The organism is Ensifer sp. EB106-03-01-XG145, from assembly GCF_058792075.1.
On the sequence record NZ_JBYTEC010000003.1, the window covers coordinates 235,392 to 259,854 of the forward strand.

Consider the following 24,463-nt stretch of genomic DNA (forward strand, 5'->3'; position numbering starts at 1 on the left):
GCTCGACCCATCAAAAGGTCCGCAATTCCAACGATCCGACCCTCGCCGCTGCGGGAGGGCGGCGACCCTCCCGCAGCGGTTCCGTTCTGACCTGTTCGGCAGCCAATGTCATAAGACAAGCAATTCCAGGAAAAGTGTGAAACGGTTTTCCGTCCGGAATTGCATAATTTCAAAGACTTAGGCCACTTCAGTGTTTCGATGAAACAATGAAATGATCTAGAGCGCCGTGCGTTCAGACGAACGCACAAAGGACGCTCTAGCCTTTTGATTCTAGAGCATCTTTCCGCTTCGAGTGATTCCACCTGAGAGCGGGCTGACGTCGCGGCGATAGGCCTGAAGCCGCGCGCTTCCGGGCCGCAGGAGCCTTGTACGTCGCTTGGAACTGCCCGGAGGAAAACGCCTATTCGGCAGCCGCCTGGCCGCGGCCATAACGCTTCTCGATATAATCGGAAACCAGCGTCTCGAAGTCCGCGGCGATGTTGGGGCCGCGCAGCGTCATCGCCTTCTGGCCGTCAATGAAAACCGGGGCGGCCGGCATTTCACCGGTGCCCGGAAGCGAGATGCCGATGTCGGCATGTTTGCTTTCGCCCGGGCCGTTGACGATGCAGCCCATCACCGCGACCTTCAGGCCTTCGACACCGGGATATTTCTCGCGCCAGACCGGCATGTTGCGGCGGATGTCGTCCTGGATCTTCTGCGCGAGTTCCTGGAACACGGTGGACGTCGTGCGGCCGCAGCCGGGACACGCTGCAACCACCGGAATGAACTGGCGGAAGCCCATGACCTGTAGCAGTTCCTGCGCCACCTGCACCTCCCGGGTGCGGTCGCCACCGGGCTCCGGCGTCAGCGAAATGCGGATCGTGTCGCCGATGCCCTGCTGCATCAGGATGCCGAGCGAGGCCGAGGAGGCGACGATGCCCTTGGTGCCCATGCCGGCCTCGGTGAGGCCGAGATGCAGCGCGTGGTCGGAGCGTGCCGACAGCATGGCGTAGACGGCGATCAGGTCCTGCACGCCGGAGACCTTGGCCGAGAGGATGATGCGGTTGCGCGGCAGCCCGATCTCTTCGGCGAGATCCGCCGAGAGCAGCGCCGACTGGACGATCGTCTCGCGCGTCACTTGCTGGGCCGTCAGCGGAAAGCCGTTCGCCTGGTTCTCGTCCATCAGCCGCGTCAGCAGTTCCTGGTCGAGCGAACCCCAGTTGACGCCGATGCGCACCGGCTTGTCGTAGCGGATCGCCATTTCGACGATCTCGGCGAACTGCTTGTCCTTCTTGTCCTTGAAGCCGACATTGCCCGGATTGATGCGGTACTTGGCGAGCGCTTCGGCGCAGGCCGGATGATCGGCGAGCAGCTTGTGGCCGATATAGTGGAAGTCGCCGACGAGCGGCACGTCCAGGCCGAGGCGCTCGAGCCGCTCGCGAATCTTCGGCACGGCGGCGGCACTCTCGTCGCGGTCGACGGTGATGCGCACCAGTTCCGAGCCGGCCTTGTGAAGGGCGGCAACCTGCGCCACCGTTCCGTCGATATCAGCGGTATCGGTGTTGGTCATCGACTGGACGACCACCGGCGCGCCACCGCCCACTATGACCCCGCCGACATCGACGGCGACGGACGCACGGCGGGGCTGCGGATCAAAATCGAAGGCGGCAGACATGAAGGCCTCTTGGTCCCCAGGTCACGCCAGTGACCTGGTCTCATCGTTTCAGCGCGGGATGCGGGCGGAAAACCACATGGACTTCTGCCCGTCCCGCTCTTGCTTTTCGTCCATCAGGTGGATGAGGAAAGCACCGTTGTCAACGGCGACATCATGCCCTGACGGCGATTTGATGGCAGGCGGCCGCCGTCAGTGTCCCTTTGCGTGGTCGGCATGATGAGCATGATGCGACAGCATCAGCACGACGATGAACAGCACCGGCACCGAGGCAAAGACGATGGCAAAGCCCGTATGCTCGGCGACGAAACCGATCACCGATGGCGCAAACAGCATGCCCGAATAGCCCATGAAGGTCGCGACCGAAAGGCCGATGCCAGGCTGCAGGCCCGGCATGTTGCCGGCTGCCGAAAAGGCGATCGGCACCATGTTGGAGATGCCGACACCGGCAATCGCAAAGCCGAGGATGGCTATATAGGCATTCGGCGCCGTGCCCGCGATGATCATGCCGACGAGTGCAGTGACCGTGCAAATGCGGAGCGTCCGCTTGGCGCCGAAGCGGTCGCGCACGAGGTCGCCGGCAAAGCGCATGGTCGCCATGGTGGCGGAGAAGGCGGCGAAGCCGAAGCCGGACAGTTCCACCGAGGCACCAAGCTCGTTGCGCAGGTAGAGCGCGCCCCAATCGAGCACCGTGCCCTCCGGCACCATCGAAAACAGCGCCATGATGCCGATCAGCCAGGGAAGCGGCGTCATCGGCAGGCGGAGCTTTTCCTTGGCGGCGGCCGGATGCGGCTTGTCGGCAAGGATCATCGGCCAGGCAATCGCAATCAACGTCAGGCAGATCACGGTGACGACGAAGACATGTGGCAGCACGCCGACGCGCGCCATGAGGAACCCGCCGATGCCGGCGCCGATCAGGCCGCCGAGGCTCCAATAGGCGTGGCAGGAGGACATGATTGCCCGCCGCATCGATTTCTCGACCTCGACCGCATTGGCGTTCATGGCGACATCCATGGCGCCGACGAAACCGCCGAGCACGAACATGCCGATCGCCGCCGCCCAGACGTTTGGCACCAATGTCAAAAGCAGAAGCAGCGGCGACAGGATGATGGCTGTGACCTTGACCACCTTCTGCGAACCGACGCGAGCGATATAGCCGCCGGCAATCGGCATCAACACCAGGGAGCCGATGCCAAACATCAGGATCAGGAGGCCGAGTACGCTTTCGCTGATGCCGAGCCGGTCCTTGAACTCGGGGATCTTCGGCGCCCAGCTACCGGTGACGAAGCCGTTCATCAGAAAGAGCAGGGAAACCGCCAGCCGGTTGCGGGTCATATAGCCCTGGCGGACGGTTGCAGTGGGAGAACGTTGGTCCATGGTCTTGCCTCTGTGCCGGATCGGGCCGGCTCAAACAGTGATTTCGATCAGATTTCCATCGGGGTCGCGCAGCACCGCCTCGTAGAAGCCGTCGCCGGTCCAGCGCGCCTTCGCGACCAGGATGCCTTCGGCCTCGGCGCGCACAGCCATGGCATCGACCGCCTGTTCGCTGCCGAGCGACAGCGCGACATGGGCAAAGCCTGCGCGCTCGAGCTCGGCCGGATCACCCGGAGCGACCCAGGGACCTTCCATGATCTCGATCGCCGGTCCTTTGCCGAGTGTCAGGAAGCGTGAGCGGAAGCCAGGCCGCCGCCGGCTTTCGTAAACGTCGCCGACCTCCGCACCGAAGAACGCCGACCAGAATCCGGCAATCTGATCGAGATCGCGGGTCCAGAGGGCCACATGGGTTATCGTCATTGTTCCAGCCCTCCCGCAATCAGGATGTCTGCACCCGCTGCCTCGAATGCCGCGCGATGCTCAGCAGGCGCGTCTGCTTCGAGAAGCAGCGTCGCCTTCTCGTCGATATCGACGATCCCATGAGCGGCAGCCGTCCCGAGTTTGTCGCTGGTGATGGCAACGACCAGACGGCGGCTGCGCAAGGCGACGAGCCGCTTGAATTCGGCGTCCTCGAAATAGATCGCCGTCAGGCCCGCTTCGGCATCGGCGCCGCAGGTGCCGAGAAAGCAGAGATCGGGCCTGAGCAGTTCCGCGTCGCGCTGCGCCCGCGCGCTGATGGCCGCACCGACCGCACGGTTGAGTGGCCCGCCAAGCAGGATGAGATCGACGCCGGGCTTCTCCATCAGCGCTGCAGCGATCAGCGGCGTATTGGTGACAATCGTGACCTGCAGGTCGGGTTCAATCAGCTGGGCGATGGTAAGGTTGGTGGAACCGGCATCGAGGAACACGGTCATGCCCGGCTTGATCAATCCGACCGCCGTGCGAGCAAGTGCTGCCTTGCGCTCCGGCGCCATCGCCACCCGCTCGCTCAAACTGCTGTGTGCCGCGGGAACGACCGGGAGCGCGCCACCATAGACCCGCTCGCAAAGCCCCGCTGCCGCCATTTCGCGCAGGTCACGGCGGATCGTGTCTTCGGAAACATTGAGCTCGGCAGCAAGATCCGCAGCCAGCACCCGGCCCTTGGCCTTCAGCCGCTCCTGGATCAGCGTCTTTCGTTCACGAAGAAGGAGTTCACCGGACATTTTTACCAATCGTGCATAAACGTGCATGAATCGCCATAAATGTGCATAGCGAATTTTGAAACCGATTTCAAGTCGCGGAGTAGCCAAATCACCGCAGGCCAGCAATTCGAGCAAACCGTGCCTTTTGCGCGTGATCGACGCCGTTTCGAGGAAAATTCTTCATCAAAACGCTCGGGAATTGGTGTTTTATACGCTCAGATCGCCAATCTTTTATGCGATTGTCCGCTCAATCCGGACGACGGGCCGGACCACAAAGAAGATGGAAAATCACGATGAAGCTCCTCCCCACGCTGTTCGCCGCCGCTCTGATGCAGGTTGCCGCCCTCGCCTCCGCTGAAGCCGGCGAAAATCTCGACGCGGTCAAATCCGCCGGCGTCCTGAAGATCGGCACCGAGGGCACCTATGCGCCCTTCACCTATCACGATGCCTCCGGCGCGCTCGTCGGCTTCGACGTCGAGATCGGCCAGGCTGTCGCTGAGAAGCTCGGCGTCAAGGCCGAATTCCTCGAAGGCAAATGGGACGGCCTGATCGCCGGCCTCGACGCCAACCGCTACGACACGGTCATCAACCAGGTCGGCATCACCGACGAGCGCAAGAAGAAGTACGACTTCTCCGAACCCTACATCGCCTCCAAGGCCGTGCTGATCGTCAAGACCGACAACGAGGAAATCAAGGGCTTCGCCGATCTCAAGGGCAAGAAGTCGGCTCAGTCGCTGACCAGCAACTTCGGCAAGCTCGCAACCGCGTCCGGCGCCGAACTCGTCGGCACCGACGGCTTCGACCAATCGATCCAGCTCGTGCTCACCGGCCGCGCCGATGCGACGATCAACGACAGCCTCTCCTTCCTCGACTTCAAGAAGAAGAAGCCGGACGCACCGGTCAAGATCGCCGCTGAGCAGGCTGACGCCGACTTCTCGGGCATCATCATCCGCAAGGGCGAGCCGGAACTGCTCGAAGCGATCAACAAGGCGCTCGTCGATATCAAGGCCGACGGCACCTACGACAAGATCTCGCAGAAGTACTTCGGCGCCGACGTTTCGAAGTAACCTCCAAGAGACCTCCGGCCGGTTTCTCCGCCGGCGGTTCTCGGCTATGAAAAGCGATCCGTTCCGGTCCCCGGAGCGGATCGCGCTTTTTGAAAGGCCCGCCCCTTGCCCACCTGGCTCCAACTGATGCTGGATTCGCTGCCGTCCCTGCTCTGGGCCGGCCTCACCTTCACCATCCCGCTGACGCTGCTTTCCTTCATCTTCGGCCTGATCCTCGGGCTCGCAACCGCCGTCGCCCGTCTGTTCGGACCGGCGCCGGTGGTCGCCATCGCGCGATTTTACGTCTGGGTGATCCGCGGCACACCGCTGCTCGTCCAGCTTTTCGTGATCTTCTACGGGCTGCCGAGCGCCGGCATCCTGCTCGACGCCTTCACCGCCGCGCTCATCGGCTTCTCGCTGAACGTCGGCGCCTACACCTCCGAGATCATCCGTGCCGTCATCTCGTCAGTGCCACGGGGACAGTGGGAAGCGGCCTACTCCATCGGCATGAGCTGGAGCCAGGCGATGCGCCGCACCATCCTGCCGCAGGCGACCCGCGTCGCCGTGCCGCCGCTGTCGAACACCTTCATCTCGCTGGTGAAGGACACTTCGCTTGCCGCCGCCATCACCGTGCCAGAGATGTTCCAGACCGCCCAGCGCATCGTTGCCACCACCTACGAGCCGCTGATCCTCTATATCCTGGCGGCGCTGATCTACCTCGCCATGAGCTCCGTGCTGTCGGCTCTGCAGGTCAGGCTGGAGCGGCGCTTCGCCCGCTATGGCGGCTTCCTGGAGGCACGCGCATGATCGAGCTCTCCCACATCGAAAAGCGCTTCGGCGACAATCTTGTCCTCAAGGACATCTCCGTCACGCTCGCCGAGGGCACGGTGACGGCTTTGGTCGGCCCATCCGGCGGCGGCAAGAGCACGCTGCTGCGCTGCATCAATCTGCTGGAGATCCCAACGTCCGGCGCAATCCGGCTTGGCGACGAGACGCTCGAATTTTCGCCCGGCCGCAAGGTCGGCTGGGCGGCGATCCAGCGCCTGCGCCGGCAGACCGGCATGGTGTTCCAGAACTTCCAGCTCTTCCCCCACCAGACCGCCCTCGGCAATGTCATGGAAGGTCTCGTCACGGTGCTGAAATGGCCGGCCGACAGGGCGAAGACGCGCGCGATGGAACTCTTGGAAAAGGTCGGCATGGCGCACAAGGCCGACGCCTGGCCGGCGACCCTTTCCGGCGGCCAGCAACAGCGCGTGGCGATCGCCCGCGCGCTTGCCCCGTCGCCCCGCGTGCTTCTCTGCGACGAGCCGACCTCTGCCCTCGACCCGGAACTGGCGGAAGAAGTGGTCGAAGTCCTGAGCCGGCTTGCTCGTGAAGGCACGACCATGGTCATGGCGACCCATGACCTGCGCCTCGCATCCCGCGTCGCCGACAAGGTGATTTTCCTCGACGGTGGTCTCATCGTCGAAAGCGGTGCCCCGAAGACGATCTTCTCGGCGCCCGAGCGTGAGCGTACCAAGAAGTTCATCGCCTCGCTGAGCGCCCCGCACGACTACGAAATCTGAGCGGAGGGGACGACGGATCACAGGACGATCCGGCGGGTGTGGGTCGGGCACCCTTTGCGCCAGCCTTGTCTATCTCTACCGTCATCCTCGGGCTTGATGTTCAGTCCGGGGAGCAGGACGCACGACCCCAGCAGGCTAGACGCCCCCTCTACTTCCAGAAAACAAAACGGCCGGATTCGCATCCGGCCGTTTCTGTTTGTTTGAACTTACCCTCAGGCGCCGAAGACCATCACCAGATCCTTGGCGTCGATCTGGTCGCCGGCGCGCACCAGCACTTCGGCAATCGTGCCGTCCTTCTCCGCATGCAGCGCCGTTTCCATCTTCATCGCCTCGATCGAAAGCAGCACGTCGCCCGCCTTGACCGCCTGTCCTGGCGAGACAAAGACCGTCGAGATGACACCCGGCATCGGCGCGCCGAGATGGGCGGCGTTACCGACCTCGGCCTTGCGGCGCACCGCGCTCTGAGCGCTGCGGTTGCGGTCCGGCACTTTGATCAGGCGCGGCTGGCCGTTGAGCTCAAAGAACACCTTGACCATGCCCTTCTCGTCCGGCTCGCTCTTGGCCTGGTGCAGGATCACGAGCGACTTGCCCCGCTCGATCTCCGGCTGCAGCTCCTCGCCCGGCGCAAGCCCGTAGAAATAGGCCGGCGTCGGCAAGACGCTGACCGGGCCATAGGTGTCGGCAGCAACCGCATAGTCGGTGAAGACCTTCGGATACATCAGATAGGAGGCGAACTCGAAGTCGTCGACCTTGCGCTCAAGCTTGTCCTCGATTGCCTTGCGCTCAGCATCGAGGTCGGCCGGCGGCAGCAGCGAGCCCGGAACGGCGGTATAGGCCTTTTCGCCCTTCAGCGCCTTCTTCTGCAGCGCTTCCGGCCAGCCGCCCGGGGGCTGGCCGAGATCGCCCTTGAGCATCGAGACGACCGAATCCGGGAAAGCGATGTCCTTCGCAGGATTTTCGACGTCGGCGACGGTCAGGTCCTGGCTCACCATCATCAGCGCCATGTCGCCGACGACCTTGGACGATGGCGTCACCTTGACGATATCGCCGAACATCTGGTTGGCGTCGGCATAGGCCTGGGCGACGCGGTGCCACTTGGTTTCGAGACCGAGCGAACGCGCCTGTTCCTTAAGGTTTGTGAACTGTCCGCCCGGCATTTCGTGCAGGTAGACTTCGGACGCCGGTCCCTTGAGGTCGCTTTCGAAGGCGGCATACTGGTGGCGCACCGCTTCCCAATAGAAGGAGATGCGACGAATCCACTCGGGATCGAGACCCGGATCGCGGTCCGACCCCCGGAGCGCCTCGACGATCGAGCCGAGGCAGGGCTGCGAGGTATTGCCGGAAAGCGCGTCCATCGCCGCATCGACGACATCGACGCCGGTCTCCACGGCGGCAAGCACGGTCGCGGCCGCAATGCCCGAGGTGTCGTGGGTGTGGAAATGGATCGGCAAGTCGGTCGCCTCACGCAGCGCCTTGAACAACACGCGTGCGGCCGCCGGCTTCAACAGGCCCGCCATGTCCTTGACGGCGATCATGTGCGCGCCGGCCTTTTCGAGGTCGGCGGCAAGGGCTGTGTAGTATTTGAGATCGTATTTCGGCCGGGCCGAATTCAGGATGTCGCCGGTATAGCAGATCGCCGCCTCGCAGATGCGATTCTCCTCGGCAACGGCCTCCATCGACACCCGCATGTTGTCGACCCAATTGAGGCAGTCGAAGACGCGGAACACGTCGATGCCGCCTTTTGCCGCCTGACGCACGAAGTATTTGACCACGTTGTCGGGGTAGTTTTTGTAGCCGACGCCATTGGCGCCGCGCAGAAGCATCTGCAGCAGCAGGTTCGGGGCATCTTCGCGAATGCGGGCCAGGCGATCCCACGGGTCTTCGGTGAGGAAGCGCATGGACACGTCGAAGGTCGCGCCACCCCAGCATTCGAGCGAGAAGAGCTGGGGAAGCGCGCGGGCATAGGTGCCGGCGACGCGGGCGATATCATGGGTGCGCATGCGGGTCGCAAGCAGCGACTGATGGCCGTCGCGCATCGTCGTATCGGTCAGGAACACTTGGCGTTCGCCACGCACCCACTCGGCGAACTTCTTCGGGCCGAGTTCGTCGAGCTTCTGCTTGGTACCGGATTTGATGTCGCCGTCGATGAACGGGACGACGGGCTTTGCCGCATCCGCCGGCGGCTTCGGGCGGCCCTTCGTCTCCGGGTGGCCATTGACCGTGACGTCGGCGAGATAGGTGAGGAGCTTCGTCGCGCGGTCCAGGCGCTTCACCTGCTGGAACAGTTCCGGAGTCGTGTCGATGAAGCGCGTCGTATAGCTGTTATCCTGGAACTTCGGATGGCTGATGATCGCCTCGAGAAAGGTCAGGTTGGTTGCCACACCGCGGATGCGGAACTCCCGCAGCGCGCGGTCCATGCGGCTGATCGCTTCGAGGGGGTTCGGCGCCCAGGCGGTAACCTTGACGAGCAGTGGGTCGTAGAAGCGGGTAATGACTGCACCCGGATAGGCGGTGCCGCCATCGAGACGGATGCCGAAGCCGGACGCCGAGCGATAACCGGTGATGCGGCCATAGTCCGGAATGAAGTTCTGCTCCGGGTCTTCGGTGGTGATGCGGCACTGCAGCGCGTGACCGTTGAGGCGGATGTCCTCCTGCTTCGGCACGCCCGATTCCGGCGTGCCGATCGCCTCGCCGTCGAGGATGTGGATCTGCGCCTTGACGATGTCGATGCCAGTCACGACTTCCGTGACGGTGTGCTCCACCTGAATGCGCGGGTTGACCTCGATGAAGTAGAACTTGCCGGTGTTGGCATCCATCAGATACTCGACCGTGCCGGCGCCGACATAGCTCGTCGCACGGGCGATCATCAGCGAATAGTCGGCAAGCTCCTGGCGCTGCGCATCCGAGAGGTAGGGCGCCGGCGCGCGCTCGACGACCTTCTGGTTGCGGCGCTGGATCGAGCAGTCGCGCTCGAAGAGATGCACGACATTGCCGTGGGTATCGCCGAGGATCTGGCTTTCGACGTGGCGGGCGCGCTCGACCAGCTTTTCAAGATAAACCTCATCCTTGCCGAAGGCGGCCTTGGCTTCGCGCTTGCCTTCCGTCACCTCACGGATCAGGTCCTTCGGGTCGCGAATGGCGCGCATGCCGCGTCCGCCGCCGCCCCAGGAGGCCTTGAGCATGACCGGATAGCCGATCTCGGCCGCAAGGCGGTGGATTTCCTTTTCGTCGTCCGGCAGAGGATCGGTGGCCGGAACGACCGGCACGCCGACGGAAATCGCGAGGTTGCGCGCGGCAACCTTGTTGCCGAGCTGGCGCATCGTCGCCGGCCGCGGACCGATGAAGATGATGCCGGCGGCATCACAGGCATCGACGAATTCAGGGCTTTCCGAAAGCAGGCCGTAGCCCGGATGGATCGCGTCGGCGCCCGAAAGCTTGGCGACGCGGATCACCTCTTCGATCGACAGGTAGCTCTCGATCGGACCGAGGTCGCGGGCAAGGTGCTGCCCGCGGCCGATCTGATAACTTTCGTCCGCCTTGAAGCGGTGCAGCGCCAGTTTGTCCTCTTCAGCCCATATCGCGACCGTTTTCAGACCGAGTTCGTTTGCAGCGCGGAAAACGCGGATGGCAATTTCAGAACGGTTGGCAACAAGGATCTTCGAGATAGGCAAGTCGGTCTCCTCAATGACTTGATATTGCGGGAAATGCTGCACCCGCGAAATAAAGTATTAGCGAGTCACCGAGCAGAGCGCAATTTCAGATGCGACAGGAAACCGAAAGCCTTCGACTCTAGGAGATCAGCCCGAGCCGGAAGGCGATCGCCACGACGTGATGGCGGTTCTTGCCCTTCAATTTCTCCTGGATGCCGTTCATATACCAGTCGACCGTATGGCTCGAGATATCGAGCACCTTGCCTATGTCGTTCGAAGTCATGCCGTCGGCGAGATAGTTGAGCGCTTCCATTTCGCGCCGCGTCATCTGCACCTCGACGCGCGAGCCGAGTTCGGCCGAAACCTCGGGATCGGTCAGCTCCAGAAGCTTCCAGAACAGCCGCTTGGCGATGGCGTCGAAGAGGCTGATCTCGACCGGGCTCAAGTCGACGACGCGACCGCCGACCGTCAGGTTGCCGAGCAGGCCGCGCCGGCCGTGCACCGGAAAGATGTAGCCATCGTAGAGACCGTGGTTTCTGGCCTCGATCATCATGCTTTCCATGCGCTTGCGATGTGGATCGGAGCGGAAGGCAAACAGCGTGTCACGCCAGCGGAAGCCGCGCTGCGCATGGCCGAGATAGCGGATGGTCGGATCGATCACCACGAACTTCTTGCGGATGTAGATCTGCGGCCAGCCTTCCGGCCAGCGGCCGGCGAGCAGCAGCCGCAGCGGATTGTCATGCGGTTTCGGCTGCCGAACGACACCGTAGAAGTCGAAGCCGCAGCGATCGAGCAGGCGCTCGAATTCCGGGACGATTTCCTCGCGTGTCTTCATCTCCTCCAGAAGCGCGAGAAACTGTACGAGCAGCGTAATGTTCATGGATCACCTTCCAGGTAGATGCATATGGTCGCATTTCCGAATCCGGACATAAAGGCACCGTTCAGCGACCATTCATGTTGCACCCGCGATAATCCCTCATACCACGCCCGGTCTTATGCGAAATATGCAAGAAATCGGAGTTGGCACGACAGATAGCAGACTATGAATATTCTCGCCAAGCTCGCATGCGAGCGAAACGGGAAAACGAGTGGCTGTCCATGCGTCCGGCTACGGCTTCCCTTTGCCGCAAAAGACCGTCTCAGCGCGGCCCCGAGTGTATAGGGGCGGAGCCCAAGCCCGCCAACCGTAGCTCGAGGACGCGGGTGCATCCGCCGCAGAAGGACTGCGGCGCGTCAAATCCGGTACCCGGAAGGGGTGAGACAGTGTCATTGTTCCAAGTGTATGCAAGAGCGCTCCAGTATCTTGCGGTTCACAAGTTTCGTGTCTCGGCGATCGTCCTCGCCAACGTCGTTCTGGCAGCCATCTCGATTGCCGAACCGATCCTGTTCGGGCGCATCATCGACGCCATCTCGTCAAAGGGCGAGGTCACGCCGATGCTTTTGATGTGGGCTGGCCTCGGCGTCTTCAACACCGTCGCCTTCGTGCTCGTTGCCCGCGAGGCGGACCGGCTGGCCCATGGCCGCCGCGCCACGCTCCTGACGGAAGCCTTTGGACGGATCGTTTCCATGCCGCTCGCCTGGCATAGCCAGCGCGGCACGTCCAACGCGCTGCACACGCTGTTGCGCGCCTGCGAAACCCTATTCGGTCTCTGGCTCGAATTCATGCGCCAGCACCTGGCTACGGCCGTCGCGCTGATGCTGCTCATTCCGACCGCCTTTGCCATGGACGTGCGCCTCTCGCTCGTCCTTCTCGTGCTCGGCGCGGCCTATGTCATGATCAGCAAGGCGGTGATGAGCCGCACCAAGGAAGGTCAGGCCTCGGTCGAGAACCACTATCATACGGTTTTCTCCCACGTTTCCGACGCCATCAGCAACGTCTCGGTCGTGCACAGCTACAACCGCATCGAGGCTGAAACCCGCGAGCTGAAGAAGTTCACCGAGCGGCTGATCTCCGCCCAGTTCCCGGTGCTCGACTGGTGGGCACTGGCGAGCGCGCTGAACCGCGTCGCCTCCACCATTTCGATGATGGCGATCCTCGTCATCGGCACCGTGCTGGTGCAGCGCGGCGAGCTCGGCGTCGGCGAAGTCATCGCCTTCATCGGTTTTGCCAACCTGCTGATCGGCCGTCTCGACCAGATGAAGGCCTTCGTGACGCAGATTTTCGAAGCCCGTGCCAAGCTCGAAGACTTCTTCCAGCTCGAAGACGCCGTGCGCGAACGTGACGAGCCGGCAGGCGCGACTGAACTGCCGCCAGCTGTCGGCGAAGTCGAGTTCCGCAACGTCTCCTTCGACTTTGCCAACACGAACCAGGGCGTGCACAACGTCTCGTTCACGGCCAAGGCCGGCCAGACGATCGCGATCGTCGGCCCGACGGGTGCCGGCAAGACGACGCTCGTCAACCTGCTGCAGCGTGTTCACGATCCGCGTGATGGCCAGATCCTGATCGATGGCAACGATATCTCGAAGGTAACGCGCAAGTCGCTGCGCCGCTCGATCGCCACCGTCTTCCAGGACGCGGGCCTGATGAACCGTTCGATCTCAGACAACATCCGCCTCGGCCGTGACGATGCGACGATCGAGGAAGTCATGGCTGCCGCCGAAGCGGCCGCCGCCTGCGACTTCATCGAGGGCCGGACGGGCGGCTACGACACGGTGGTCGGCGAACGCGGCAACCGTCTGTCGGGCGGCGAACGCCAGCGTGTGGCCATCGCCCGCGCCATCCTCAAGAACGCGCCGATCCTGGTGCTCGACGAGGCGACCAGCGCGCTCGACGTCGAAACCGAGGCCCGCGTGAAGGATGCGATCGATGCCCTGCGCAAGAACCGCACGACCTTCATCATCGCACACCGCCTGTCGACGGTGCGCGAGGCCGACCTGGTAATCTTCATGGATCAGGGCCGCGTCGTCGAAATGGGCGGTTTCAACGAGCTCAGCCAGAGCAATGGCCGCTTCGCAGCCCTCTTGCGCGCCAGCGGCATCCTGACGGACGAAGACGTCCGCATGAGCCACACGGCGGCATAAGACACGCGCTTGAAGTCAAGCGAACGAACCGAACCACCCGCGGTCAAACGCGGGTGGTTTTTTGCTTTTCGGCTTTCTGACAACGTCGCGTCGACCAGCCTTGCCATTCTCGAGATTGTTGGTAGACGGGAATTCCGGCCCCAATTCCAAAGGAATCATCATGCCGGACATCTCCACAATCGCAGTTTTCGCCACAGCAAGCCTCGTGCTCACCGCCACGCCCGGCCCTGACATGCTGCTCATCGCTTCTCGGAGCGTGAGCCAGGGGCGCGCAGCCGGGTTCCTCACCTATGCCGGGATCGCAGTCGGCACCTATTGCCACGCGCTGGCCGCAGCACTCGGTCTTTCCCAGCTCTTCGTCACCTTGCCGGTTGCCTATGAGATCGTGCGCTGGGCGGGCTGCGCCTATCTGCTGTACCTCGCCTACAAGACAGTCCGCTCGAACGCATCGAGCGCGTCACCGGTTTCGACGCTCAAGCGACTTTCGAACTGGCGGATCTTCGGCGAGGGGCTGATGACGAACCTGCTCAATCCGAAGATGGCGCTCTTCGTACTGGCGCTGCTCCCACAGTTCGTAGACCCAAAGAGCGGGTCGATGGTCACGCAGATGCTTCTGCTGGCGACCGTGTTGAACGGGGTCGGCTTCCTCGTGAACGGCTCGGTCATCCTGGTCGGCAGCCATCTGCGCGCGCGGCTCGCTGGCATCAGGCGTTTCCCGAAGCTGCCGCAGTATCTTCTCGCCGGCGTATTCACGGGGCTCGCCTGCCGCCTTGCCCTTGGTTCCAGAAATTAGTCGCCCAGCAGGGGCGGCGTTCTCTTACGCCGCCCGCAGCGGCTTTGCAGTAGCAATGCCGCGCAACCATTCGAGATAATAGGCATAGGCGAAATGCAGCCCGATGCCGACGAGCACGAAGAGGCTGCCGAAGATCGGGTTTCTCCCGGTGACGAACAGCAGCACCTGGCCGGACATCGCCAGGATCGTGCCGAAGATGAAGATCGGCAGCGAGTGTCGCCCGACAACCGCGAGCGGATGATCGCTGTCGAGTTTGGCGAGGTTGCTGATGCGAGGCGTCACGGCGACGATGTAGGCAAGCGCCAGCACATGGAGCAGCCGGGGGCCCGACAGGAAGGTCTTGTCAAAGCCGGTCAAGACCGCTGGAAGACCGAAGGAAAGGTCGATGCTCCAGAAGGAGAAGAGCACCCAGACAGCGGAGACCGCAAGATAAGCGCCCGACAGGACGATCAGCCAGGGCCATCGGGGGAGTGATCCACCATTGCGAACGAAGGTCATCATGACGATGCCGATGACGAACAGGAACTGCCAGGACCAGGGATTGAGGAACCAATAGCCCTCGTCGAGGAAATTCGACGGCACGAACTTGAAGATGCCTGCGGCGAGCCACAGGGCGGCCGACAGCGACAGCAGCAGTTTCTTGCTGACGCCGTTCAGCCAGAGAATACCCGGCAGCATCAGGAACAGCGCCGCATACATCGACAGGATGTTGTTGTAGCCGAGCTGATACCCCAGAAGCACCATGGCGACGATGCCCTGTTCCGTCTGTTCCACCATCGGCCGAATGTTGATCTCGCCGATCAGATCCTGCCGGCCGAAATAGATCGCCCCGGCCGCAAAAATCGCCAGCGTCACGATGCTGGTCATGATGTGGGCGACATAAAGCGCCAGCGCCCGGCGCCAGATTTTCAGCGTCATCGCCAGCCGTTCTCCGGCGGCGAACTTGCCGCCATAGGCGATCCCGACCGACAGGCCGGAGATCAGCACGAAGGCTTCGGCGGAATCGGAAAAGCCGAAGTTCTTGTGCGTCAGATATTCGAGGTACTGTCCCGGAACGTGGTTGACGAAGATCGTCAGCAGGCACAACGCCCTGAACACGTCGAGGCGTGTGTCACGCTCGTTGGGAACCATTCGGGCGGACGTCGGGTTGACACCACCCTGAAAAGTCTTTTGCAGCATGCGGTCCGTTTTCCAGGATTTGGCGCCCCTGCCCCATCCCTGTTGAAACGGGCACCGACAGCCCGCGCCATCATTCAAACGCGCGAGATGCCCGGCACCATGAACTAGCTGGGATGAGGAACATGTTGCAGTTCTCCGCCCCATCCCGCTCCGATGATCTAGAGCATCCCGCTTTCAAGTGAAGTCACTGGAAGCGGATAAGATGCTCTGGCTTCAAAGTGTTAGAGCGCCCTTTGTGCGTTCGTCTGAACGCCTGGCGCTCCAAGACACGACACCCGGCCGTCGGGGTCATGCCGCCCGCATTTCCGCAAAGAAAAACCGGCCTTGCCCTTGCGGGAACAAAGCCGGTCTCATCCTGTCTTCAATGCCGGCCGTTACAGCAAAATGCCTTCATGCGCGTTTTTTGTGACACTATTGTTTATGCTGACAATCGGCTCGCCACTTTTCTGGTCGCGCTGCACCGAAATCTTGTGCCGCGCGCCGTTGAGCGTCACTTCTGCGGAGTAGCCGTCCCAGGCCGCCGGCAGCACCGGCCGAATGACCAGCTTGTCGCCCTGTCTGCGGATCCCGAGAATACCTTCGACGCCGACGCGGTAGAGCCAGCCAGCCGAACCGGTGTACCAGGTCCAGCCGCCGCGTCCCGCCAGATCGCCTTCGCCATAGATATCGGCGGCGACGACATAGGGCTCGACGCGGTAGTGTTCCGCCGCCTCGCGGCTCTGCGCATGCGAGACCGGGTTCAGCATCTGGAAGACGCGCCAGGCTTCTTCCGCCCTGCCCTGTTCGGCGAAGGCCAGCGCCACCCAGGTGGCCGCATGGGTATATTGCCCGCCATTTTCGCGCACGCCGGGCGGATAGGCCTTGATGTAGCCTGGATCCTGCGACGTCCGCTCGAGCGGCGGCGTGAACAGCCGCACGATGTGCTGGTCCGGATCGACCAGTTCGGCCATGACCGCATCCATCGCCTTGAGCGAACGCTGCTCGTCGCCTTCGCCTGAGAGGACGCTCCAGGACTGGCCGATCGAATCGATCCGGCACTCGAGCGCCTCGCTGGTGCCGAGCGGCGTGCCGTCGTCGTAATAGCCGCGACGATAGTAGTCGCCGTCCCAGCCGGCGGTGTCGAGCGCCTTCTTCAGGGCTTCGAGATGCGCCTCCCAACGGGTGACGCGTGCCTGGTCCTTACGCTCGCGAGCGTAAGGCAGGAAGCCGCGGAGCGTGCCTGCGAGGAACCATCCAAGCCAGGTGCTGGTGCCCTTTCCGGCAGCACCGACACGGTTCATGCCATCGTTCCAGTCACCGCCGAGGATCAACGGCAGGCCGTTCTCGCCGGTCCGCTTGATCGCGAGGTCGAGCGCACGGGCGCAATGCTCGTAGACGTCGCCGACCTCCTCGGAAATCTCAGGCTTGTAGAAGGCGTCGTGCTGGCCCTCTTCGAGAGCCGGACCGCTGATGAAGGCGATCTGTTCTCTCAGGATGTCGGAGGTACCGGTCACCGAGCAGTAATGCGTAACGGCATGGGCGAGCCAGACGACGTCGTCGGATATCATCGTGCGCACGCCGGCGCCGGTTCCCGGCAGCCACCAGTGCTGCACGTCGCCCTCGACGAACTGACGAGCCGCAGCATTCAGGATCTGCGCCCGGGCAAGCTCCGGCCTGTGGATCAGGAAAGCCAGCGTGTCCTGCAGTTGGTCGCGGAAGCCGAAGGCACCGCTCGCCTGGTAGAAGGCGGAGCGCGCCATGATGCGGCAACCGAGGCTCTGGTAGGGCAGCCAGTTGTTGATCATGGCGTCGAAGGCCGGATCCGGCGTTTCCACCTTCACGATATCGGTGAAATCGCGCCAGAACGTCTTGGCCGCCCCGAGCACCGTGTCGAATGCAGTCTCACGCAACTCACCGAGTACGGCACGAAGCTGATCCTCATTGTCGGCATCGCCGAGAATGAAGGTGACCTGCTGCTCGGCACCGGGTTCGATGGTCAGATCGGACGCAATGACCGCGCAAGGGTCGCCGTCTACGTCGACCGAACCCGAGAGATCGGCACCCGAAAGCACCGCCTGCGGCACGAGGATGCCGCCGAGCGAGCCCAAGAACTCCCGCCGGCTCGCGGTGTAACCGGCAGCCTGGCCGCCATCAGCGGTGAAGAACGCCGAACGACCGGCATAGTCGATGCTGTAGGGGTTGGTCGCGACCAGCGCTGCTGTCTCCTCATCCCATTTCGAGAGAATGAAGGGCGCCGAGCGGGCGCGATTGTTGCCGAGTACCCATTCGTTGTAGCCGTAGAGCCTCAACCGTCGCGCTGTCGTCGCACGGTTGCGGATCGAGACGCGGACGAGCTTTGCCGGCAGGCTCCGGTGAACCGTATGGGTCGCCACGATCTCGAGGTCGTCCTGGGTGCTGCGGAAGCGCGAATAGCCGAGCCCATGCGCCGTTTCGAAGACGACGGAGCGGCGACGCGAGAGCGACGCATAGGGCGTCGATACCGAACCACTCTCCATGTCGCGGATGAAGATCGCCTCGCCCGGACGGTTGATGACCGTGTCGTTCGTCCACGGCGTCAACTGGTAGTCGCGCGAATTGCGGCTCCAGGAGAAGGCCGCGCCTTCCGCCGAAACGTGGAAGCCGAACTGCTCGTTGGAGATGACGTTGATCCAGGGCTGCGGCGTCGCTTCGCCGCCACGAAGACGCACGACATACTCGCGACCGCCTTCGGCAAAACCACCGAAGCCGTTCCAGAAGGAAAGGCCATCGCCCTTGATTTCGGCCGGGGCAACGTCTGCCTTCTCCTGCGGCGCCGCCAAAAGCGGTCCCACGAACTCGCCGCTCTTCTCGACACCTTTCACCGGTGCCGGCGAATAGAGCGAGTTGGCGCGGGCGATCTGGTCGGAGATCGTGCCGTTGCGGGCATGGAACACGGCGCGCGAGGCCGACAGCAGGGTCGACCAGGTCTCCGGTTCCATCAGGTCGCGGCGCACCGAGAAGATATGCTGGCGCGGGCCGTCCGAAAGGCCGCGAAGCCTCAGGTTCTCGCACATGGAATCCAGCGCATGCTGCATATCCTGCGCATAGGACGAGGCCCGCTCGTTGATGATGACGAGGTCGGCGGTGATGCCGCGGGCGCGCATATATTCCTGGGCGCGCAGCGCTTCACGTGCGATGCCGAGATCGCCGTCGTCGTTGATGCGGAGGCAGAAGATCGGGTAGTCGCCCGAGATCGCCAGCGGCCAGAGCTTCGACTGGGAGTCGAGGCCTGCCTGCACCGTCGCCGTGTCGGCACGCAGATGCATGTCCGGATAGACGAGGTAGCGGCCGAGCATCTGGAAGCTCGCGGCCTCCTGCGATGTCACGCCGACATGGCGCATCTGCACCTGGCTGCGGGTCCAGGCGTGGATGAGTTCCTGGTTGAAGGTCTCCGGATGGCGATAGCGGTCGATCGCGCGATCGACCTCCTCGCGGCTCGGCGCAGCGATTGTCCAGAAGACGACGCTGACCTTCTTGCCGGCGGGCACGCGAACGACGCGGCGCAGCGACATGATCGGATCGAGCGTAAAGCCGTCCGTGCCCGAAAGCACTGCGTCCGTGTCGAACGCGGCAGCTTCGGCAAGCGTCCGGCCCGGGCCGATGAAGCGGCGACGGTCGGTCTCCGCTTCCGTATGGCGATCGCTGCCGGCATTGTCGGTGACGAGATGCGCCACTTCCATGTCCGGGTCGCTGGAGCTGCGCTTGTTGCGGCTGACGCGAATGACGTCGCCGCGGCGGCTGATTTCCGTGCGCACGAACATCTTCGAAAAGGCCGGGTGCGCGCTGTCGGCCTCGTCGATCGAAAGCACCGGCTCGGCATAGGAGGTCACTTCGATGAAGCGATCCTGGGTGCCGGTGTTGAGCAGGATGACCCGGCGCCCTTCGGCGTCGTGTTCGGTGGCGACGATGCACTCGACCTCGCTGGTGAGGTCGCCGACGGTCTTGACGAATTCGGCCTTGTCGTCGCCGAAGCGGGTCAGCACCTTCTCGCCGGCCGCACGGCGCGGCTCCGATGTCGCGGACCACCAATCGCCGGTCGTCGTGTCGCGCAGGAAGATGAAGGTGCCGGTGCGGTCCTCGACCGGATCCGGCTTCCAGCGGGTGACGGACTGGCCGTTCCAGCGGGCATAGCCGGCGCCGTTGGCCGTCAGCATGACTGAGTAATGGCCGTTGGAGAGAAACACGGTCTCCCGGTCCTGTGCCAGCGGGTTCTCGATGATGCGGACTTCCGGACGCAGGAGATCGTCCTGACCCTTGCCGACCGATTCCGGCTCGCGCTTGGCATTCATGATCGGGATGTCGCGCGGCGCCTTTTCCTGCAGCAGCAGTTCGGCGGCCTCGATCACCGGATCGGCGTGGAACCACTCGCGCAGACGGCCATTGAAGACGACGTTGGCGACAGCCGCGATCGACATGCCATGGTGGTGCGCATAGTAGTTGCGCACGACCGCGCATTTCTGGCCCTCGGGCACACGCGTCGGAGTGAAGTCTACGGCATCATGGAAGCCGTAGACACCGAGTGCGCCGACCTCGCGCAGGCGTCCGAGGTTGGCGAGCGCCGATTTCGGATCGTACATGCAGGCGAGGATCGAGGCGTAGGGCGCGATGACCGCGTTCTGGCCGAGGCCGCGCTTGAGCCCGAGCGTCGGCACGCCGAAGTTGGTGTACTGGTAGGTGAGCTCGTGGTCGCGCGCGTTGAACGCGGCTTCCGAAATGCCCCAGGGCGTGCCCAGACGGCGGCCGTGGTTGATCTGCTCCTTCACAATCAGATTGTTGGTCTGGTTGAGGATGCCGCCCTGCCGTTCCTGCATCACCAGCGGCGGCATGAGATACTCGAACATCGAGCCCGACCAGGAGATCAGCGCGCCGCGCGCGCCGATCGGCACGATCGGACGGCCGAGCTTGTACCAGTGCTCCGTCGGCAAGTCGCCCTTGGCGATGGCAAACAGACTGGTGAGCCGTGCTTCCGAGGCGAGAAGGTCGTAGCAGGCTTCGTCGAGCTCGTTGGCGTTGACCCGGAAGCCGATGGACAGCAGGCGCCGCTCCGGCCGGAACAGGAAGCCGAAATCCATCGAGAAGGCGATGTCGCGGGCGCGATCCTTCAGCACCAGCAGGCGCTGACGCAGCGATTCGATCGCACCGAGATCGAAGACACCGTCGGAAATATGGGCTTCGCAGGTGCTGACGAGCGCATTTGCCCACTTCGTCACTTCGGTGCTCTGCGGCGTGCGCACCTCGTGATCGAGGTTGACGGTGAGCTTGTGCATGTCGCGCGCCAGCACCGCGAGGTTGATCACCCGGATCGACGCGAACTCGCGCTCGCGCTTGACCGCGGCAAGCGCGTTCTGGAAGCCGACGATGCGTTCCTCGATCAGGCGACGCAGCGGCCGGACCGTCTTGCGGTCGTCGGGCAGATCGCGCAACACCTCCTGGAGGATCGCCACCACGTCGCCGATGCCGTCCAGGCTGCCCTGGACATGCGCCGACGGCGCCTCGGCCCAGTCGCGGCACATCGACGATACGGCAATCAGGTGACCGGCAAGGTTGCCGCTGTCGACCGACGAGATGTAGCGCGGCTCCATGGTGTCGAGCGTGTTCGTCCGATACCAGTTGAACAGGTGGCCGCGATACTTCGGCAGGCGGTCGATGGTGGCGATCGTCTGCTCCAGCCGGTTGATCGTCTCCTCGAAGCCGATCCAGCCGAAATCGCGTGCCGACATCACCGACAGCAGGTAGACGCCGATATTCGTCGGCGAGGTGCGCTCGGCCAGGACCGGCTGCGGCGTTTCCTGGAAGTTGTCCGGCGGCAGGAAGTGCTGCTCGGCGGTCACGAAGGTCTCGAAATAGCGCCAGGTGCGCCGGGCAATCAGGCGCATCTCGTCGATCGCTTCATCGGAGACGACGAGCTGGTCCTCGGTTTCGGCCGACTGGCTGACGAACCAGGCGACCGCAGGCGAAAGCGCCCAGAGCAACGCGAAGGGAATGCCGATGAACGGCAAGCCGGTGTCGGAGATCGCGGCAAGCGCCAGCGAAAGCGCCGAAAGCGCCGGCGCGATCCACATCGCGCGGTAGTAATCGCCAATCGTGCCGTGGCCGGCACTCTGCACCTGCGCGGCCGTGCGCCATTCGAGCATCAGCTTGCGGCTGACGAAGGTGCGGTAGAGCGAGCGCGCGATCGCGTCGCCCATCATCGCCGCATTGTGGGCGATGAAGACGATGCGGAGCGCCACTTGTGCATTGGCAGCGCGGACTTCCGTCAGCACCGCGTGAAGGTGGGCGCGGGCGACGATGTCGTTGCGGCGCGGCAGGAGGCCGTTGATCAGCGACAGGGTCGGGGCCACGAACAAGCTGAAGATCAGGACAATCTGCCAGATCAGCGCCTCGGTCGGCTCCATGTAGTACCAGCCCATCACCGAGGCGACGAGCCAGGCAAGCGGGATCAGCGAGCGACGCAGGTTGTCGTACATCTTCCAGCGCCCGAGCATCGACAGCCCGTTCGAGAAATTGAAGATGTAGGGCAGCAGCTGCCAGTCGCCACGCGCCCAGCGATGCTGGCGCGACATCTCGACCTCGTAGCGGGTCGGGAAGTCCTCGACGAGCTCGACGTCGGTTACCAGCGCGCAACGCACATAGGAACCTTCGAGCAGATCGTGGCTGAGAACGGCATTTTCCTGGATCCGGCCCTTCAGCGCCGCCTCGAAGGCGTCGACATGGTAGAGGCCCTTGCCGGTGAAGCTGCCTTCGCCGGCGATGTCCTGGTAGACGTCGGAAACGGTGAAGACATAGGGGTCGATGCCGCGGTTGGCCGAGAAGATACGCTGGAAGGCGGAAGCTTCGCTGCCCGTTGTCAGCGACGGCGTCACGCGGGGCTGCAGCAGGCTGTAGCCGGCGATCACGTCCTGTGTCTTAGGGTCGACCACCGGACGGTTGATCGGATGGTAGATCTTGCCGACGAGCTTCGTCACCGCATCGCGCATCAGGCGCGTGTCGGAATCGAGCGTCATCACGTACTGCACGTTGTCCGGCACCGTGTTGGCGCCCTGCAGGAACGAGGTGTCGCGGTCGCCGCGAAGCAGCATGTTCAGTTCGTGCAGCTTGCCGCGCTTGCGCTCCCAACCCATCCACACGCCTTCCTGCTCGTTGAACAGGCGGCGGCGATGCAGGAGATGGAAGCGCGTCTTGCCATCATAGGCGTAGCGCGCCGAAAGCTGAGCGATCTCGCGCTTGGCGTAGTCGAGCACATCGGAATCGGTGCTCGACTCCTCAACCTTGCTATCGGCCCAGTCGCTGAGCAGCGCGAAATAAATCTCGCCGCGCGGGTTGGCGAGGTAGTGCACCTCGAGATTGCGCACGAGTTCGTCGACATGGTCGCGCTTGGCAATCAGGCAAGGTACGACGACGAGGGTGCGGGCATGCTCGGGAATTCCGTCGAGGAATTCATAGCCGACAAGTCGCGATGGTCTGACGAACAGCGTCACCAGCGTGTTGAACAGGCCCATCGCGCCTTCGGACGCCGGCAGCGCGAACAGAAGCAGCATGATCAGCTTCGCGCCGTTCGGAATATCCATCGGACTGACGAAGGAATAGACGGCGATCATCGCCAGGATCGTCAAGAGGATGTTCGGGCCGGCGATCGCGAACCAGTCGAGCTTGCGGCTGATACGGATGATGGTCTGCAGCAGCGACGGTCGATAGCCGATCTTCTTCTCGAGCACCTTGCGCTGCTTGCCGACGAGGAAGGATCCGACGTTCGGCTCCTGCAGCGGCACTTCGGTCTCGGCCGCAGTCTCCGCCTCGCGCACCATCTCGATGGCGATCTGCGTCACCTCGTATTCGCTGTGACCGGAACGACGCGCGAGCTTCTCGATCGTGTCGCGATACTTGTTGCGCGAGCCGAAATCGAGCGCCGCATAGTCGGAGCCCTCGCGTAGCGCCGCGTCGATCTTGCTGACGCTTTCGAACCAGACAGCCCAGTCGGTATCGTCGATCTCGCGCAGGCTGCGGATGATGTTGCTCATCGTCGCATTGCCGGACGACAGGCGGTTCTGTTCGGCGACCAGCGCGTTTTCGACGTCGCTGCCGCGCCTCTCAAGCTGTTCCTCGATCCAGCCGATGACGGCACCGGAGGTCTGCGAGCCGTCACGCGTGCGGTAGAGCAGTTGCGCGACGAAGGTGTTGTCGGCAGCCAGCGCTTCCGATTCCGCAAGCAGCGCCCGATATTTCTCCGGATCGTTCAGGCGGATGATCTGGTCGGCAATGTCGTTCGCCTTTCGGCGCATGCCGCGCGAGCGCTCGACGCGGATGGCGATCCGGCGGAGGTTCTCGATCAGCACGAAGCGCAGGATCGACGGCAGCGCCCAGAGTTCGCCGATCTTGAAGGTGTCGTGCTTCTGGAAGCCTTCGACCATCGCCGTGATGCTATCGCGCGTCACCGTGCTGTGGGTGTGGGCGACATAGAGCCAGGCGAGCGCCATGGTGCGCGGGATCACCGTACCGGAAACCGAAAGCGTCGGCAGCTGGCGATAGAACCGACGCGGGAAATCGCGCCGGACCTCCTGGATCGCCTCTTCGACGACGTGGTGGTTGTCGAGCAGCCATTCGGCGGCCGGCGTGATCGTCGCCCCGGCTTCCACGTCCGCAGCGGTCGCGCGGTAGACGCGCAGGATCTCGCTCTCGTTTTCGCGATGCCGCGGCCGGAACTCGAACGGGAAGAATCCCGGCAGCGAGGAGGCACCCTTCACTGCGAGATCCTCGCCGCATTGCCGGAGGTCCTCCATCGAGAAGAAGGTGGCGCGGATCGAATCGTTGTAATCGATCTGCTTTGCTTCCGGTTCGCGCGGAGAGGTGGGCGGCGTTGTTTGAAGCTGCATGGGTACGGGTTCTGAATCCAACCGGGGTTGATCGGCCCGGTCCTCTTGGGGTTGCCGGGTTGGCTGCGGACCTGAGAAGTCAGGCTGAGCCGGCGCATTGCTAGACACGGTCATG

At 63.3% G+C, this 24,463-nt stretch carries 14 protein-coding genes; 6 read left to right on the plus strand and 8 right to left on the minus strand.

The window, feature by feature from the left end; translation table 11 throughout:
• Positions 1-400: 400 nt before the first annotated feature.
• From ispG to AC3WWH_RS11780, 4 genes are all read right to left on the minus strand, one after another.
• Positions 401-1,654: a flavodoxin-dependent (E)-4-hydroxy-3-methylbut-2-enyl-diphosphate synthase gene (gene ispG / locus AC3WWH_RS11765; protein WP_058321661.1), complete on the minus strand. Its 1,254-nt coding sequence runs from the start codon at positions 1,652-1,654 to the stop codon at positions 401-403.
• Between the two features lie 189 nt (positions 1,655-1,843).
• Positions 1,844-3,028, minus strand: a complete 1,185-nt coding sequence (locus AC3WWH_RS11770; protein ID WP_058321660.1) for an MFS transporter — start codon at positions 3,026-3,028, stop codon at positions 1,844-1,846.
• Positions 3,029-3,058: 30 nt separating this feature from the next.
• Positions 3,059-3,445, minus strand: coding sequence for a glyoxalase/bleomycin resistance/extradiol dioxygenase family protein (locus tag AC3WWH_RS11775; protein WP_058321659.1), 387 nt, complete (start codon positions 3,443-3,445; stop codon positions 3,059-3,061).
• Complete coding sequence (locus AC3WWH_RS11780) at positions 3,442-4,227, minus strand: DeoR/GlpR family DNA-binding transcription regulator (RefSeq protein WP_113398390.1); 786 nt, start codon at positions 4,225-4,227, stop codon at positions 3,442-3,444. Before AC3WWH_RS11780 ends, AC3WWH_RS11775 begins: the two co-directional genes overlap by 4 nt.
• A 39-nt stretch (positions 4,228-4,266) precedes the next feature.
• On the opposite strand from AC3WWH_RS11780, the gene AC3WWH_RS11785 reads away from it, so the two are divergent.
• The 4 genes from AC3WWH_RS11785 to AC3WWH_RS11800 all read left to right on the plus strand — a co-directional run bounded on the left by AC3WWH_RS11785 (position 4,267) and on the right by AC3WWH_RS11800 (position 6,817).
• A complete protein-coding gene (locus AC3WWH_RS11785) occupies positions 4,267-4,503 on the plus strand; it encodes a hypothetical protein (RefSeq protein WP_156433048.1) in 237 nt (78 codons plus the stop codon).
• A complete protein-coding gene (locus tag AC3WWH_RS11790) occupies positions 4,500-5,273 on the plus strand; it encodes an amino acid ABC transporter substrate-binding protein (RefSeq protein ID WP_058321658.1) in 774 nt (257 codons plus the stop codon). The genes AC3WWH_RS11785 and AC3WWH_RS11790 overlap by 4 nt, the downstream gene beginning before the upstream one ends.
• Before the next feature lie 105 nt (positions 5,274-5,378).
• Complete coding sequence (locus tag AC3WWH_RS11795) at positions 5,379-6,059, plus strand: amino acid ABC transporter permease (RefSeq protein ID WP_082616163.1); 681 nt, start codon at positions 5,379-5,381, stop codon at positions 6,057-6,059.
• Positions 6,056-6,817: an amino acid ABC transporter ATP-binding protein gene (locus tag AC3WWH_RS11800; RefSeq protein ID WP_057254870.1), complete on the plus strand. Its 762-nt coding sequence runs from the start codon at positions 6,056-6,058 to the stop codon at positions 6,815-6,817. Before AC3WWH_RS11795 ends, AC3WWH_RS11800 begins: the two co-directional genes overlap by 4 nt.
• A gap of 212 nt (positions 6,818-7,029) precedes the next feature.
• On the opposite strand, the gene pyc is transcribed toward AC3WWH_RS11800, so the two are convergent.
• Together pyc and AC3WWH_RS11810 are read right to left on the minus strand one after the other, a co-directional pair.
• A complete protein-coding gene (gene pyc / locus AC3WWH_RS11805) occupies positions 7,030-10,488 on the minus strand; it encodes a pyruvate carboxylase (RefSeq protein WP_058321657.1) in 3,459 nt (1,152 codons plus the stop codon).
• Positions 10,489-10,606: 118 nt separating this feature from the next.
• Positions 10,607-11,347 (minus strand): helix-turn-helix transcriptional regulator, encoded by a 741-nt coding sequence (locus AC3WWH_RS11810; RefSeq protein WP_057254868.1) that lies wholly within the window; start codon positions 11,345-11,347, stop codon positions 10,607-10,609.
• Between the two features lie 383 nt (positions 11,348-11,730).
• Between AC3WWH_RS11810 and AC3WWH_RS11815 the strand changes: the two genes are divergently transcribed.
• Both AC3WWH_RS11815 and AC3WWH_RS11820 read left to right on the plus strand, forming a co-directional pair.
• A complete protein-coding gene (locus AC3WWH_RS11815) occupies positions 11,731-13,488 on the plus strand; it encodes a glucan ABC transporter ATP-binding protein/ permease (protein ID WP_057254867.1) in 1,758 nt (585 codons plus the stop codon).
• 160 nt (positions 13,489-13,648) lie between these two features.
• Entirely contained in the window at positions 13,649-14,281 is a 633-nt protein-coding gene (locus AC3WWH_RS11820) for a LysE family translocator (RefSeq protein ID WP_058321656.1), read from the plus strand.
• A gap of 24 nt (positions 14,282-14,305) precedes the next feature.
• Here AC3WWH_RS11820 and AC3WWH_RS11825 read toward each other — a convergent pair whose 3' ends face one another.
• Both AC3WWH_RS11825 and ndvB read right to left on the minus strand, forming a co-directional pair.
• Positions 14,306-15,460 (minus strand): OpgC family protein, encoded by a 1,155-nt coding sequence (locus AC3WWH_RS11825; protein ID WP_057254865.1) that lies wholly within the window; start codon positions 15,458-15,460, stop codon positions 14,306-14,308.
• 374 nt (positions 15,461-15,834) lie between these two features.
• Entirely contained in the window at positions 15,835-24,462 is an 8,628-nt protein-coding gene (gene ndvB / locus AC3WWH_RS11830; protein WP_058321655.1) for a cyclic beta-(1,2)-glucan synthase, read from the minus strand.
• Position 24,463: the final 1 nt, after the last annotated feature.

Excerpts from the sequence above, each read along its gene's own strand:
- ispG (WP_058321661.1), bottom strand. The coding sequence starts at position 1,654 with ATGTCTGCCGCCTTCGATTTTGATCCGCAGCCCCGCCGTGCGTCCGTC.
- AC3WWH_RS11770 (WP_058321660.1), bottom strand. The coding sequence starts at position 3,028 with ATGGACCAACGTTCTCCCACTGCAACCGTCCGCCAGGGCTATATGACC.
- AC3WWH_RS11775 (WP_058321659.1), bottom strand. The coding sequence starts at position 3,445 with ATGACGATAACCCATGTGGCCCTCTGGACCCGCGATCTCGATCAGATT.
- AC3WWH_RS11780 (WP_113398390.1), bottom strand. The coding sequence starts at position 4,227 with ATGTCCGGTGAACTCCTTCTTCGTGAACGAAAGACGCTGATCCAGGAG.
- AC3WWH_RS11785 (WP_156433048.1), top strand. The coding sequence starts at position 4,267 with ATGTGCATAGCGAATTTTGAAACCGATTTCAAGTCGCGGAGTAGCCAA.
- AC3WWH_RS11790 (WP_058321658.1), top strand. The coding sequence starts at position 4,500 with ATGAAGCTCCTCCCCACGCTGTTCGCCGCCGCTCTGATGCAGGTTGCC.
- AC3WWH_RS11800 (WP_057254870.1), top strand. The coding sequence starts at position 6,056 with ATGATCGAGCTCTCCCACATCGAAAAGCGCTTCGGCGACAATCTTGTC.
- AC3WWH_RS11810 (WP_057254868.1), bottom strand. The coding sequence starts at position 11,347 with ATGAACATTACGCTGCTCGTACAGTTTCTCGCGCTTCTGGAGGAGATG.
- AC3WWH_RS11820 (WP_058321656.1), top strand. The coding sequence starts at position 13,649 with ATGCCGGACATCTCCACAATCGCAGTTTTCGCCACAGCAAGCCTCGTG.
- AC3WWH_RS11825 (WP_057254865.1), bottom strand. The coding sequence starts at position 15,460 with ATGCTGCAAAAGACTTTTCAGGGTGGTGTCAACCCGACGTCCGCCCGA.
- ndvB (WP_058321655.1), bottom strand. The coding sequence starts at position 24,462 with ATGACCGTGTCTAGCAATGCGCCGGCTCAGCCTGACTTCTCAGGTCCG.